10 protein-coding genes are annotated in these 13,083 nt (G+C 70.7%); 5 read left to right on the top strand and 5 right to left on the bottom strand.

The annotated features are described in order from the left end of the window. Positions 1-39: 39 nt before the first annotated feature. The 3 genes from FHX53_RS07710 to FHX53_RS07700 are packed head-to-tail and all read left to right on the top strand — an operon-like array spanning position 40 to position 2,553. Positions 40-1,167 carry a bifunctional 2-methylcitrate synthase/citrate synthase gene (locus FHX53_RS07710; RefSeq protein WP_182490773.1) on the top strand — a complete coding sequence of 376 codons (1,128 nt, stop codon included), beginning with the start codon at positions 40-42 and terminating at the stop codon, positions 1,165-1,167. A gap of 14 nt (positions 1,168-1,181) precedes the next feature. Continuing rightward, on the top strand, positions 1,182-2,024 hold the full coding sequence (locus FHX53_RS07705; protein WP_182490772.1) for an aldo/keto reductase: 843 nt from the start codon (positions 1,182-1,184) through the stop codon (positions 2,022-2,024). Positions 2,025-2,034: 10 nt separating this feature from the next. Further along, entirely contained in the window at positions 2,035-2,553 is a 519-nt protein-coding gene (locus FHX53_RS07700) for a GNAT family N-acetyltransferase (protein ID WP_182490771.1), read from the top strand. A gap of 168 nt (positions 2,554-2,721) precedes the next feature. Here FHX53_RS07700 and FHX53_RS07695 read toward each other — a convergent pair whose 3' ends face one another. Next, positions 2,722-3,654 (bottom strand): MBL fold metallo-hydrolase, encoded by a 933-nt coding sequence (locus tag FHX53_RS07695; protein ID WP_182490770.1) that lies wholly within the window; start codon positions 3,652-3,654, stop codon positions 2,722-2,724. Between the two features lie 12 nt (positions 3,655-3,666). Between FHX53_RS07695 and FHX53_RS07690 the strand changes: the two genes are divergently transcribed. Further along, positions 3,667-5,544: a thioredoxin domain-containing protein gene (locus tag FHX53_RS07690; RefSeq protein WP_182490769.1), complete on the top strand. Its 1,878-nt coding sequence runs from the start codon at positions 3,667-3,669 to the stop codon at positions 5,542-5,544. Positions 5,545-5,547: 3 nt separating this feature from the next. Here FHX53_RS07690 and FHX53_RS07685 read toward each other — a convergent pair whose 3' ends face one another. The 4 genes from FHX53_RS07685 to FHX53_RS07670 form a co-directional block, all read right to left on the bottom strand. After that, the gene (locus FHX53_RS07685; protein WP_182490768.1) at positions 5,548-7,155 is read right to left on the bottom strand and encodes a chitinase; all 1,608 of its coding nucleotides are present in this window, start codon (positions 7,153-7,155) and stop codon (positions 5,548-5,550) included. Beyond that, positions 7,155-9,347 carry a glycosyltransferase family 2 protein gene (locus FHX53_RS07680; protein WP_246335564.1) on the bottom strand — a complete coding sequence of 731 codons (2,193 nt, stop codon included), beginning with the start codon at positions 9,345-9,347 and terminating at the stop codon, positions 7,155-7,157. Before FHX53_RS07680 ends, FHX53_RS07685 begins: the two co-directional genes overlap by 1 nt. A 374-nt stretch (positions 9,348-9,721) precedes the next feature. Next, positions 9,722-10,327, bottom strand: coding sequence for a CoA-binding protein (locus FHX53_RS07675; protein ID WP_182490766.1), 606 nt, complete (start codon positions 10,325-10,327; stop codon positions 9,722-9,724). After that, positions 10,324-11,625 (bottom strand): O-acetylhomoserine aminocarboxypropyltransferase/cysteine synthase family protein, encoded by a 1,302-nt coding sequence (locus tag FHX53_RS07670; protein WP_182490765.1) that lies wholly within the window; start codon positions 11,623-11,625, stop codon positions 10,324-10,326. The genes FHX53_RS07675 and FHX53_RS07670 overlap by 4 nt, the downstream gene beginning before the upstream one ends. Before the next feature lie 91 nt (positions 11,626-11,716). On the opposite strand from FHX53_RS07670, the gene FHX53_RS07665 reads away from it, so the two are divergent. Continuing rightward, on the top strand, positions 11,717-12,979 hold the full coding sequence (locus tag FHX53_RS07665) for a DUF418 domain-containing protein (RefSeq protein WP_182490764.1): 1,263 nt from the start codon (positions 11,717-11,719) through the stop codon (positions 12,977-12,979). The last annotated feature ends 104 nt before the right edge of the window (positions 12,980-13,083 follow it).

The raw sequence follows: 13,083 nt of genomic DNA, 5'->3' as shown, positions 1-13,083 counted from the left end.
CTACACCGGCCGCTGAGCCCGCCCCACCAGGAGGAACGCATGACCGAAGACATCCGCAAGGGCCTCGCCGGGGTCGTCGTCGACCACACCGCCGTGAGCAAGGTGAACCCCGAGACCAACTCGCTGCTCTACCGCGGCTACCCCGTGCAGGAGCTCGCCGCGAACTGCACCTTCGAGGAGGTCGCCTACCTGCTCTGGCACGGCGAGCTGCCGACGGATGCTGAGCTCGCCGCATTCGAGACGCTCGAGCGCGCCCACCGGCGCCTCGACCCGACCGTGAAGGACGCGATCGACGCGCTGCCCCTCTCTGCCCACCCCATGGACGTCGTGCGGACGGCCGTGAGCGTCATCGGCGCCCTCGACGAGTCGCTCACGACCGACAGGACGTGGATCGATCTCGACCTCACCCTCGAGCGGAGCATCCGCCTCTTCGCGCAGCTGCCCGCGATCGTCGCCTACACGCAGCGCCGCCTGCGCGACGAGCGCCTCGTCGAGCCCCGCGACGACCTCGGCTACTCGGCGAACTTCCTGCACATGACCTTCGGAGAGATGCCCGAGAAGGTCGTCGTCGACGCGTTCGACGTGTCGATGATCCTGTACGCCGAGCACTCGTTCAACGCCTCGACCTTCGCCGCGCGCGTCATCACCTCGACGCTCAGCGACGTGTACTCGGCCGTCGTCGGCGCGATCGGCGCGCTCAAGGGCCCGCTGCACGGCGGCGCCAACGAGGCCGTGCAGCACACCTTCGACGAGGTCGGTTCGGCCGACGGAGCGCGCGAGTGGCTCGCGACGGCGCTCGCCGAGAAGCGCAAGATCATGGGCTTCGGCCACCGCGTGTACAAGAACGGCGACTCGCGCGTGCCGACCATGAAGGCCGCGCTCGAGACCCTCGTCGCGCACTACGACCGGCCCGAGGTGCTCGACCTGTACGACGCCCTCGAGAGCGCGATGGTCGAGACGAAGAACATCAAGCCGAACCTCGACTACCCGTCGGGCCCGGCCTACAACCTCATGGGCTTCGACACGACGATGTTCACGCCTCTGTTCATCGCCTCGCGCGTCACGGGCTGGACGGCGCACGTGCGCGAGCAGCTCGCATCGAACGCGCTCATCCGTCCGCTGAGCGCGTACAACGGCCCCGACGAGCGCCACCTCCCGGGTTCGTGAGCAAGAGTGGGGGGATGACTTCTGCGATTCCCACTCCGCACCTGACGCTCAACGACGGCCGCGCCATCCCTCAGCTCGGGCTCGGCGTCTTCCTCGTCGACCCGGCCGAGGCCGAGCGCATCGTCTCCGACGCGCTCGAGGTCGGCTACCGCCACATCGACACGGCGATGATCTACAAGAACGAGGAGGGCGTCGGTCGCGCGATCGCGAACTCCGGCATTCCGCGCGAGGAGCTCTTCATCACCACGAAGCTCTGGAACAGCGACCAGGGAACCGACTCCGCCCGCGCCGCGCTCGACACGTCGCTGTCGAAGTTGGGTCTGGACTACGTCGATCTGTACCTGATCCACTGGCCGGCGCCGAAGTACGGCAAGCACGTCGAGTCGTGGCAGACCCTCGTCGAGCTGCGCTCGTCGGGGAAGGCGCGCTCGATCGGCGTCTCGAACTTCATGCAGACGCACCTCGACGACCTCGCCCAGGTATCCGACGTCGTGCCCGTCGTCAACCAGGTCGAGCTGCACCCCGCCTTTCAGCAGCGCGAGCTGCGCGCCTTCCAGGAGCCTCGCGGCACCCTCACCGAGGCGTGGGGCCCGCTCGGCCAGGGCAAGTACGAGCTCGCCGAGCTGCCGGGCCTCGCCGAGATCGCCGAGCGGCACGGCAAGAGCGTGCAGCAGGTCGCGATCCGCTGGCACCTCCAGGAGGGCATCATCGTCTTCCCGAAGACCTCCAAGCGCGAGCGCATGATCGAGAACGCCGACATCTTCGACTTCGAGCTCTCGGCCGACGAGATGGCGACGATCGCGGCGGCCGACCGCGACGAGCGCGTCGGCGCGCACCCGCTCAACACCGACTTCTAGGCGCGGGCGGATGCTCGGCTCGCCTGCGGGCGGCGACGCGGGCCTCAGTCACGTCTTCGTCCGACGGTGCACGGAGGCCGACGTCTCGGCTCTCGAGACTCGCGAGCCGCCCGGCAGCGGCTACGCGCGCGGCGCTTTCGCTCGTCAGGAGGCCGGCGTCGTCGAGTTCCTCGTTGCGGTCGCCGTCGCTGACGGCACCGTGGTGGGGTCTGCGGAGCTGACGAACGGCGAGCCGTCCGAGCTGAAGAACCTCGGCGTGGATGAGGGCGTTCGCGGTCATGGGCTCGGCACCGCGCTGATCCGCGCTGCTGAGCTGACTGTGGACGCCCGCATCACGAGCGCAGGGGTCGGGGAGCGCTCGCTCGTCGTGGGCGTGGGTCTCGACAACCCGCGAGCAGCCTCGCTCTACGAGAGGCTCGGCTACAGACGGACCGGCGTGCTGTCGTCGACGACGTATAGCTACGTTGACGCTGAGGGCGTCACGCAGACCGTCACGGAGCGCGACGAGGAGCTCATCAAGCGCTGGTGAGACGTCGTTGGCGCTGGGTGCCGCGGTACGTGCCGACTAATCCGGGCCGTTTCGGGCAACTCGTGCGCCCGGGGGCGCACGGTTTGCCCGAAACAGGACGAGTTGCAGCCAGAAATCGGAAGCGGGGCTTCGTCGCCGGCCCCTGACCCGAGTTGCGGCGCGAGCCGGCTAGACGGCGAGCTCGGTGCGCTCGCCGAGCGGCGTCGCCGCGAGCAGCGGACCACCTGCGGCGCTCTCGAGCTCGGCGAACTCCCGCTCGAGGGCGTCGCGGCCCTCGCTGAAGTGCGCCCACTGGTCCACGTGCAGTCCGACGACTCGGCGGGCGCCGAGCGCGAGGGCGGCGGCGCGCGCGTCCGCCGCGGTGAGGGTGAGGGCCGCATCAATCGCGGGGATGCGGGCGGCGCCCGCGAACAGGACGGCGACATCCAGCGCATTGTGGCGGGCCGCGATCGCGCGCACGACCTCGACCGACGAGTTGTCGCCCGACACGAACACCGTCGGCTCGCCCGGAGCGGAGAGCACGAACCCGATCACCGGGCCGAGGCGCTCGGCGACCTCGGGCGGCCCGTGCTGCGCGGTGACGGCGATCACGCGCGCGCCCGCCGGTGCGTGCGCGGCGACCGCCGAGCCGACCAGTGCGGCGCTGTCGAGGGCGAGCGACTCTCCCTCCTCGAGTCCGATGACCGTCGCCGTGCCCTCACCGGAGTCGCAGCGGGCCGCGAGCTCGCGCGCACCCGCCGAGGTCGTGATGACGAGCGGCAGCCCGAGCGCGAGCGCGCGGCCGGCCTCGTCGAGGTTGTCCTCGTGGTGGTGGTGCGAGACGAGAGCGACGTCGATGCGGCCGAGGTCGGCGGCCGCGACGGCCGGCCCCTCGGTCTTCGTGAGGTCGTTCGGGCCCGGGCCGTAGACGGTCGGCGGGTCGAAGGTCGGGTCGAGGAGGAGGCGCAGGCCCGTCCATTCGAGCAGCGCGGTGGGTCCGCCGACGACGGTGACGGCGATGGGCGAACCGGTGGGCGAGCCGCTGCGCGAGCCCTGGTCCGACGCAGCGGGCGAACCCGGGCGCGGGCTGGGAGACGCGGAGGAGTCGGAGGGGAGGCTCATAGGCTCGAACCTATGGCAGCCAGGCTCGAGAACGCCGTCAGCCCGTACCTGCAGTCGCACGCGGACAACCCCGTCGACTGGTGGACGTGGAGCGAGGAGGCCTTCGCGGAGGCCGCGCTCCGCGATGTGCCCGTGTTGATCTCGATCGGCTACGCGACGTGCCACTGGTGCCACGTGATGGCGCGCGAGACGTTCTCCGACCCCGAGGTGGGCGCGTGGCTCGCCGAGAGGGTCGTCAGCATCAAGGTCGATCGGGAGGAGCATCCCGACGTCGACGCCGCGTACATGACCGCGGCGAGCGCGTTCAGCGACCAGCTCGGCTGGCCCCTGACGGTCTTCGCGACGCCGCAGGGGCGCGTGTTCTACGCCGCGACGTACCTGCCTCCGCAGCCGATCTCGGGAGTGCCGTCGTTCCGGCAGGTGGTCGACGCCGTGCTGGAGGCGTGGTCGAGCCGCCGCGAGGAGGTGCTGCAGAGCGCCGACGGGCTGCGCGACGCGATCACCGCCGCGAGCCGCCGCGACCCGGGAGCCCTGCCGAACGCCGACGCCCTCGCCGAGATCGTCGCCGAGCTCGAGGGCTTCGAGGACCAGCTGCACGGCGGATTCGGGGGCGCGCCGAAGTTCCCGGTCGCGCCCGTGCTGCTGTTCCTGCAGGCGCGCGGCTCCGCCGGTGATGCGGATGCCGATGCCCTCGCCGCGCGCACGCTCCAGCGCATCGCCGCGAGCGACCTGCGCGACCCCGTCGAGGGCGGCTTCTTCCGCTACGCCACCCGTCGCGACTGGAGCGAGCCCCACTACGAGCGCATGCTCAACGACAACGCCCTGCTGCTCGAGGTCGCCGCGCGCGCGGGAGCGCGCGAGACCGCGGCCGGGGTCGTGGGGTTCCTGCGCGAGATCATGCGCGTCTCCGGCGGGCTCGCCTCGGGGCAGGACAGCGAGAGCCTCATCGACGGCGAGCGGAACGAGGGCGGGTACTACGCGCTGTCTGCCGCGGCCCGCGCCGGGCATCCGCGCCCCGCTCTCGACGCGAAGGTGCTGACCGGCTGGAACGGCCTCGCGATCGGTGCGCTCGCGGTCGCATCCCGGCTGCTCGACGAGCCCGAGTGGGCGGCGTTCGGGGTCGAGCTCGCCGACGAGCTGATCGCCGCGCACCTCACTCGCGACGACGAAGGGTCGCCGCGCCTGCTGCGCGCGACCCGCGACGGGCGCGCCTCGACCGCTCGCGCCGCGCTCGAGGACTACGGCGACCTCGCCGTCGGGTTGGTCGAGCTCGCGATCACGACCGGCGAGCACCGGTACGCGAGCGTCGCGCGCGAGCTCGTCGACGCGTGCCTCGTCGCGGGTGACCGCGCCGCCGTCGAGTCGGGGCGGGCGATCACGGCGGCGGCACCCGGCGGGGGCGACCCCGTGCTCGCGGCGCAGGGGCTCACCGCGGAGGAGGACCCCAACGAGGGCGCGGCGCCGAGCGGCGACGCCGCGATCGCCCGCGCGGCACTGCTGCTGCACCAGCTCACCGCCGAGCCGCGCTACCGGTTCGCCGCCGACGCGCTCGTCGCGGCGCTCGCACCGCTCGCGCAGCAGCGGCCGATCGCGTTCGGGGCTACCCTCGCCATCGCGTCGGCGCTCGCGGCCCCCGCGCGGCAGCTCGTCGTCGTGCGACCCGACGACGCCGAGCCCGGGGAGCTCGAGGCGCGCGCCCGCGGCCCGCAGCGGGACGGGGTTCTCGGCATCGCGCTCACGGCGTCCGCGGCGTCGGCGTGGGCGGGCGCGGGCTTCGCGCTGCTCGACGACCGGAAGCCGCTCGGAGGCACGACCACCGCTTTCGCGTGCACCGACTTCGTGTGCCGGTTGCCGGTCACGAGCGCCGCCGATCTCGACGCGGCAGGCTGACGCCTACCCAGTCGGCTCCTCGCCGCTCGGCGCGACCGCCGGCGTCTCCTCCAGCTCGATCAGGATCTCCTGGATCTCCTCGAGGCGGACCGGGGTCCACGGCGAGCTGTCGGGGTCGGCGGCGTAGGCCTCGGGGCTGTCGCCCTGGTTCCACCACTTGGACTCGTACGGCATGCCGTCGAACAGGATGCGCTCGCCCTTGTCGTAGATGACCGTGCCATCCCACTCGGGGTAGACGCCGTAGGGGAGCGTCGGGATCTCGCGCGGCTTCTCGCCGTCGAGCACGGGCCCGACGAGGACCCAGGGGGTCTCCCACTCGTTGAGCACGGGGTTGTCGGGGATCTCTCCGCGCGTCCACCACTTGGCCTCGTAGACGTTGCGGTACCAGACGACCTTGCTCCCGGCGAGGTAGGAGGCCTCCTCGTTCCAGATCGGGTACGGGCTCGTGTCGGGGTCGTCGATGAAGTCGGCCGGGTCGCGCGGCTCGGGAGTCGTGACGATCCCCGCGCTCGCATCCAGACGCCCCGCGAACCCCTCGGCGAGGATGTCGGCGTAGCGCACGTCGCCCTGCGGGAAGCCGGAGCACGCATCGGAGACGCGGCTGAGATCGACGTAGTTCGGGCCGCACTGCACGTCGCGGTTGAGCGACCACATCGACATGCGACCGAGGCCCTTCTCGACCGCCCAGTCGTGCAGGGCCTCCGCATCCTTCAGCGTGAAGACCTCGTCGACGACGTCGTTCTGACCGATCATGGGCGTCGCCCCGATCTTGCGCCAGAGCGTCGCGTCGCTGAGCTCGATGTCGGCGAGCTCGTACATGATGCGCAGTTGGCGGTGGGTGGCCTGGAGGGCGCGGATCGAGGCATCCGCCATCGACTCGCCCTGCTCCTTGGAATCGTTGTAGTTCATCGTCATGACGTTGATCCCGGCCACGTCGACGCCCGCCTCGATCATCTGCTGGACGGCGGTCGTGCCGTCCTCGGTCAGGCCGAACGGCGCGACGGGAAGAGTGAGCCACACCGCGAGATCCTCGCCGGCGTCGCGGCGACGCTCCTGCAGCGTCGCGATCGCCTCGGCGCGGCGCTGCCCGGCCACCGAGTCGGTGAGGTTCTCGCCCTCGATGTCGAGGTCGATCGTCGTCACGTCGTAGCGCTCGATCACGGTGTCGTAGGAGCGCACCAGCTCGGCAGGATTCGTGCAGACGGTCGCGAGCTCGTCGTTCAGCAGACCGCCGAACGAGATCGCGAGGTCGGCCCCGAGCTGCTCGAGTCGGGCGAGCCGGCGGTCGAGGTCGAGCTCGACGGCCGCCTCCTCGAGGTCGTACGCGGTGCCCCACGTCGGAGTGCACGGCTCCTGCGGGTCGGCGACGATGAACGACAAGACGATGTCGCGCGCACCGGCCGCATCGACGTCCTCGAAGGCGAACACCGGGGTCGCGGTGGCGTCGACGTAGCCCGCGAACCACGGGTCCCTGTCCTCGAGCGAGGCCGCCCCCGCCCAGTTCTGCACCGAGATATAGCCCCAGAGTCCGAGGGCCGAGGTCATGAGGAGGGCGAGGATCGCCCGGAACGACGAGAGTCGTCGGCCATCGCGCCAGAGGATCGCGTGCATCAGGCGGCCGCCTTCCGGTCGGACGTCGATGAGACGGCGCCCGCGAGCGCGGGAGCGGGGTTCTCGTCCGCGTGGTCGTGGATCGCCCCGTGGTAGAGCACCGTCTGCCAGTCGGCGGGTCGGCCGTCTCCTCCTCCGGCGCGCGCGACGGGCGCGGCCTTCGGCGTGACGTACAGCCAGTTCGTGAGGCCGATGCCGAGGTCGACGAGCGAGGTGCCGAGGCCGATGTAGGCGACGACCGCCGCGAGGGCGAGTACGGCGTTGAACGCCGCGAACGCCGCGTTGCCCCAGTTCTCGGCGTTCAAGTCGCGCCAGAGGGTGAAGATCGAGAAGGCGATGATGAGGTACGGCGCGAGCACGTACAGCAGGGGCGTCGACGTGCGGTTGCGCACCTTGGGCGTCCGGGCGAAGGGGATCTTCTTCGACGTGATCGCCTGCTCGATCGACTTCACGACTCCGGCGAGGTTCACCGGCAGGAGGATGAGGTTGAAGCCGTAGATGCGGAGGATGTCGGTGCGCTTGTAGCCGGCGTACCGCAGATCGCTCGCCATCGCGATGAAGTAGGGCAGAGCGGCCAGTAGCACCATCGGACTGAGCAGCCGACTGTCGTACGGGTAGGCCAGCAGGAACACGAGCCCGAAGCTCGCCCACGCGATCGAGGACATGTAATTGACGCGCAGCATGATCTCGATCGGGCTGATGCGCTCGCCGCGCGCGCGACGCTCGCGGAGCTGACGGAAGTACTTGGGCAGGATCAGCAGCCCGCCGTTGGCCCAGCGGCGCCGCTGGATCACGAGCGATCCGAAGTCGGGCGGCGTCGCCGAGTAGCTGAGGCGCTCGGGGTAGTTGACGAGGCTCCACCCGTGGGTGCCGAGGTCGATGCTCGACTCGGTGTCCTCGATGACGGTGCGGTCCTGCACGTAGCGCTTGACCGTGAACCCGCCGCGGGTCTCCACGACGACGATGTCGTCAAGGGCGCGCTTGCGGATGACGGCGTTGGCGCCCACCCAGAAGGTCGCGTTGTAGTGCGAGAAGCCCTGGTGGAGGATGTGCTGGATGTCGGTGGTCGCCGCCGCGAGGCGCTCGATGCGGGTGCTCGCGCCGCGGTACGACGAGTACGGCGTCTGAGTCACGGCGACACGCGCGTTCTCCGGCTGCTCCATCGAGTGGACGAGCCGGACGCAGTAGTCGCGCAGGAGCATTGAGTCGGCGTCGAGAGTCAGCAGGTAGTCGGAGTCGGGCACGACGAGGTCGGCCGCATCTCCGAAGCCGACGGGCCGGAGCGCGGTGCCGTCCGGCGTGGCCTCCATCGCGTACGCGCCGCCCATCAGGCCGATGTAGGCATTGAGGTTCATCGCTTTGTTCGCCTCGTGCGAGAGCGACGCGAAGGTCTTGCGCTCGAAGGAGGTGAGGCTCGCGGTGAAGGTCCAGGCCAGGCGCCGCAGCAGATGCACGGCGTGGGCGGGGGGGAGTCGGAAGCCGTCGGTCGTCGCGGCATCGAGAGCCTCGGCCGTCACGGCGAACTCATGGCGGATGCCCCCCAGGACCTGCTCGACGAAGAACACGTCGACGTGATCGGTCATGGCGTGCTCGGCGATCCTCGCGTCGAGCCACGAGACGGCCCAGCGGAAGTGCTGGGCGATCTCGGCCACATCGTCGTCGGTGAGCTCGGTGGTCTCGCCGATCTCGCGGCCGAGGAGCGCGTCTCGGAAGCGGGCGCCCGGCTCGGCGAGCGCCTCCTCGATCGCGGCGGGGATCGCGCGTGTGGCGTCGAGGCGCGCGGCGACCGCAGCAGGGTCGGTCGGGGCCGGCGGGTCGTCGAGAAGGAGGACCACGCGAAGCTCGGGATACTCCTGCAGGGCCGCCGACCAGAGCGTCGTGGCCACGACGTCGGGCTCCTCCGCGTAGGAGGGCACGAGCACCGTCATTGAGGTGTGCCGATCGGTGAAGTGGCGGTCGAGCTCGGCGCGGGGGACGCGCACGTGAGCGCGGAAGCGCTGCAGCGCGCCGTGGCGCGCGATGAGGTACATGAGCGCGGAGAAGGTCAGGAACGTGACGACGACGACGTACGAGATCGCCTCGGTCGTGAACTGGAAGCTCTGCGTTCCGTTGTTCAGGAACTCGGCGATGACCGTGTAGACGACGTAGACGATCCAGAAGACGACGGTCGCCACGATGGCGACTCGGGCCATCGCGATACTGCGATCGCTCGGCCGCGGGTGGACGATCGGCAGGGGAGCGGTGCGCTTCTCTGCGCCCCACTGCCGTTTGCGGGACGGGGCTGTGCCGGGTGCTGTGGTGGGGGGTGTCGTGGTGGACGCGTGCGCCGTTTTCGGGGTCGGCGGAGCATTGGTGGTTTCGGGCATGGGGAACGACCTCAGCCACGGCTCTCGAAGGATTCGGGTGCCCTCGAGATGTCGGGTGATAACCGTGACAGGCCGACGGTACGCCACATGGGGATTTTTCGGAATCCCTCGCGGGGTAGGGGATGTCCCCACTTCGGGGGACCTGTGTGAACTTCTAGTGAACGAGGCTCACACGGCGGAGCCGCCGCGGACGGAACCGCTCAGCGCACCTGCTTCTTCGCGCTGATGACGCCCGTGTCGAAGCCCATGAGGTGCAGCCCGCCGTGGAAGCGCGCGTGCTCGACCTTGATGCAGCGGTCCATGACGACCGTGAGCCCGCGCTTCTCGGCGTCGATCGCGGCCTCCTCGTTCCAGATGCCGAGCTGCACCCAGACCGTCGAGGCGCCCGCGGCGATGACGTCGTCGACGACGGAGGGGATGTCGCTGGCCTTGCGGAACACGTCGACGATGTCGGGCACCTCGGGCAGCGAGGCGAGGTCGGGGTAGGCCGGCTGACCCAGGATCTCGGTCGCGTTCGGGTTCACGAAGTACACGCGGTAGTCGCTCGACTGCTGCAGGTAGGTGCCGACGAAGTACGAGCTGCGGGCCGCGTTCGGGGAGGCTCCGACGATCGCGACGCTCTTCGCGCGGCGCAGGATGCCCAGCCGCTCCTTCGCGGAGGGGCCCACCCACGTCCGCTGCGACTTCAGCAGCTTCGCGAGCGGCGAGCTCGCCGGGATCGCGCAGGTGAGGCCGTTGGCGAGGGTGACGGTCTCGGTGGTGCCGGTCGCGGTCGTGCCCACGGCATCCGTCGTCTTCTCGCTCATGCCGACACCGCCTTCTGCGCCGCGTCGAGCGCCTGATCGAGGTCGTAGATGATGTCGTCGACGTCCTCGATGCCGACGGAGAGGCGCACGAGACCGGGGCCGATCCCGGAGTCGAGCAGCTGCTGCTCGGTCAGCTGCGCGTGCGTCGTCGAGCCGGGGTGGATGATGAGCGTCTTCGCGTCGCCGATGTTGGCGAGGTGGCTCGCGAGCTGCACGTTCTCGATGAGCGCCTCGCCCGCGGCGCGGCCGCCCTTCACGTCGAAGCTGAACACCGAGCTCGGGCCGATCGGCAGGTACTGCTGCGCCCGGTCGAAGTGGCGGTGCGACGGCAGGCCCGCCCAGCGCACCTTCTCGATGCGCGGGTCGGCCTCGAGCCACTCGGCGACGCGGCGCGCGTTGTCGACGTGCGCCTGCATGCGGTACGGCAGCGTCTCGACGCCCTGGGCGAGCAGGAACGCCGAGTGCGGCGCGAGGGCCGGTCCGATGTCGCGCAGCTGCTCGGCGCGCAATCGCGTGAGGAATGCGTACTCGCCGAAGTTGCCGTACCAGGTGAGGCCGCCGTAGTGCGGCACGGTCTCCTCGAAGAGCGGGAAGTTGTGGTTCGACCAGTCGAAGCGGCCGGACTCGACGACGACGCCGCCGAGAGTCGTTCCGTGCCCGCCGAGGAACTTCGTCGCCGAGTGCACGACGATGTCGGCGCCCCACTCGATCGGGCGGCACAAGTACGGCGTCGCGACGGTCGAGTCGATGATGAGCGGAAGGTCGGCGGCGTGCGCGACATCGGCGAGCCCGGCGATGTCGGCGATGTCTCCGCTCGGGTTCGCGATGGTCTCGGCGAACACGAGCTTCGTCCGGCCCGGGATGATCGCGGCCGCGTAGTCGGCCGGATCGTCGCTCGCGACGAACGTCGTCTCGACGCCGAAGCGGCGCAGCGTGACGTCGAGCTGCGTGATCGAGCCGCCGTAGAGATTGGCGCTCGCGACGATGTGGTCGCCGGCACCGGCGAGGGATGCGAAGGTCACGAACTGCGCGGAGAGCCCGCTGGAGGTCGCCACGGCCCCCAATCCTCCCTCGAGGCTCGCGATGCGCTCCTCGAAGCTCGCCACGGTCGGGTTCGCGAGCCGGCTGTAGATGTTGCCGTACTTCTGCAGCGCGAAGCGCGCGGCGGCGTCCTGCGCGTCGTCGAAGACGAAGGCGCTGGACTGGTAGATCGGCAGGGCGCGGGCGCCCGTCGCCGAGTCGGGGACGTTGCCCGCGTGGAGAGCGCGCGTGCGGAAGCCATAGTCGCGGTCGGCCATTCAGCAAGGCTAAGCGGCGGCGACCCGGGCGGCGGTCGAGCGCGTCACAATCCGTAGCGTGCGGGGCTGAGGATCCCTCTACGGTGGTGCTATGAGCTCTGCGTCGCCCCCGCCCCTCGCGCCGCCTCCTCGGCCCCTCCCCACGAAGCGATCCAGCCGTTCGCTCGCACCCGATGTCGCCCGCGGCGCCGTCCTCGTCGGCATCGCCCTGGCGAACGTGCCGTTCTGGCTGTACGGCGTCGATCGGGGAGTGCTGCTCAAGCCGATCGGCTCGGAGCCGGATTCCGTCGCCAACGCGCTCACGGCGCTCCTGTTCGACAACCGCAGCTTCCCGCTCTTCGCCCTCCTGTTCGCCGCCGGGCTCGCCCAGATCACGGCGCGCGAAGCCGTTCGCGGCGCGAGCTGGCCCGAGGCGCGCCGGCTCCTCGTCCGCCGCAACCTGTGGCTTCTCGCCATCGGCGCGGCTCACGGCGTGCTGCTGTTCTTCGGCGACATCATCACCACCTACGCGATCATCGGGCTCGGTCTCGTCCTCCTGATCAGAGCATCCGACCGCGCGATCATCGTCGTGGGGTGGATCGGCGCGGCTGCGCTCGTCCTGATGTCGGCGCTCGACGGCGTCGGGCGTCTCGTCGACGAGGTCGTCGACGGCGCCCTCCCCACCGATGGCTCGATGGGTGACCTGCCTGATCTCTCGCTCATCCCCGGAGCGGCGGGCGCGGAGAGCTACCCGCTCGCGATCCTCTTCAACGTCATGACGTGGCTGCCCAACGCGCTGAGCACCCCGATCATCGGGCTCGGGTTCCTCGCCCCCATGTGCCTGGGCATCCTCGCTGTCCGGCGGGGCTGGCTCGACCGACCGCACGAGCACCGGGCACTCCTCATGCGGACCGCCGCGATCGGGATCCCGATCTCCCTCATCGGGGCGCTGCCGATCGTCCTGGCGATCCTCGACGTGTACGAGCTGCCGCCGCTGCTCGAGCCGCTCGCGACGATGCTGCACGGCGCGAGCGGACTCGTCGGCGCGGCTGCGGCGCTCGCGCTCATCGCCGTCATCGCTGCGCCGTCGGAGAGGCCGGGCGCTCGCCCGGCCCCGGGCCTCCGCTGGCTCGCCGCGCTCGGCCGCCGGAGCCTCACGGGGTACCTGCTGCAGTCGCTCGTGTTCCTCATCGTGTTCTCCGCCTGGGCGGGCGGGCTCGGCGGAGAGGTCGGCGCTGCAGCAGCCTCCCTCATCGCCCTCGCGACATGGCTGGCGACGCTGATCCTCGCCATCGTGCTCGAGGCGCGGGATCGCCCCGGCCCGGCGGAGTGGCTCCTGCGTCGACTCGTCTACGGGCGCGCCGCGACGAGCTAGCCGACGGCGACGCCGGCGACGCCGGCGACGACGGGCGCAGCGAGCACCTGGACGACGGGGGCGAGTTCGGCGGTGCTCGATCGGCGATCCCCACCGCGATCGAG

It is taken from the genome of Microcella alkalica, from assembly GCF_014137945.1.
In the GTDB taxonomy this organism is placed as follows: Bacteria; Actinomycetota; Actinomycetes; order Actinomycetales; family Microbacteriaceae; genus Microcella; species Microcella alkalica.
The sequence above is the reverse complement of the archived record's forward strand: the minus strand, read 5'-3'. Positions and strand labels throughout refer to the sequence as shown.

Bases quoted from the DNA above. Each gene is read 5' to 3' on its own strand.
- FHX53_RS07680 (WP_246335564.1), bottom strand. From the start codon at position 9,347: ATGGCCCGAGTCGCCATCGTGGCGACCGTCGTCTTCTGGATCGTCTAC.
- FHX53_RS07665 (WP_182490764.1), top strand. From the start codon at position 11,717: ATGAGCTCTGCGTCGCCCCCGCCCCTCGCGCCGCCTCCTCGGCCCCTC.
- FHX53_RS07695 (WP_182490770.1), bottom strand. From the start codon at position 3,654: ATGAGCCTCCCCTCCGACTCCTCCGCGTCTCCCAGCCCGCGCCCGGGT.
- FHX53_RS07705 (WP_182490772.1), top strand. From the start codon at position 1,182: ATGACTTCTGCGATTCCCACTCCGCACCTGACGCTCAACGACGGCCGC.
- FHX53_RS07710 (WP_182490773.1), top strand. From the start codon at position 40: ATGACCGAAGACATCCGCAAGGGCCTCGCCGGGGTCGTCGTCGACCAC.
- FHX53_RS07670 (WP_182490765.1), bottom strand. From the start codon at position 11,625: ATGGCCGACCGCGACTATGGCTTCCGCACGCGCGCTCTCCACGCGGGC.
- FHX53_RS07675 (WP_182490766.1), bottom strand. From the start codon at position 10,327: ATGAGCGAGAAGACGACGGATGCCGTGGGCACGACCGCGACCGGCACC.
- FHX53_RS07700 (WP_182490771.1), top strand. From the start codon at position 2,035: ATGCTCGGCTCGCCTGCGGGCGGCGACGCGGGCCTCAGTCACGTCTTC.
- FHX53_RS07685 (WP_182490768.1), bottom strand. From the start codon at position 7,155: ATGCACGCGATCCTCTGGCGCGATGGCCGACGACTCTCGTCGTTCCGG.
- FHX53_RS07690 (WP_182490769.1), top strand. From the start codon at position 3,667: ATGGCAGCCAGGCTCGAGAACGCCGTCAGCCCGTACCTGCAGTCGCAC.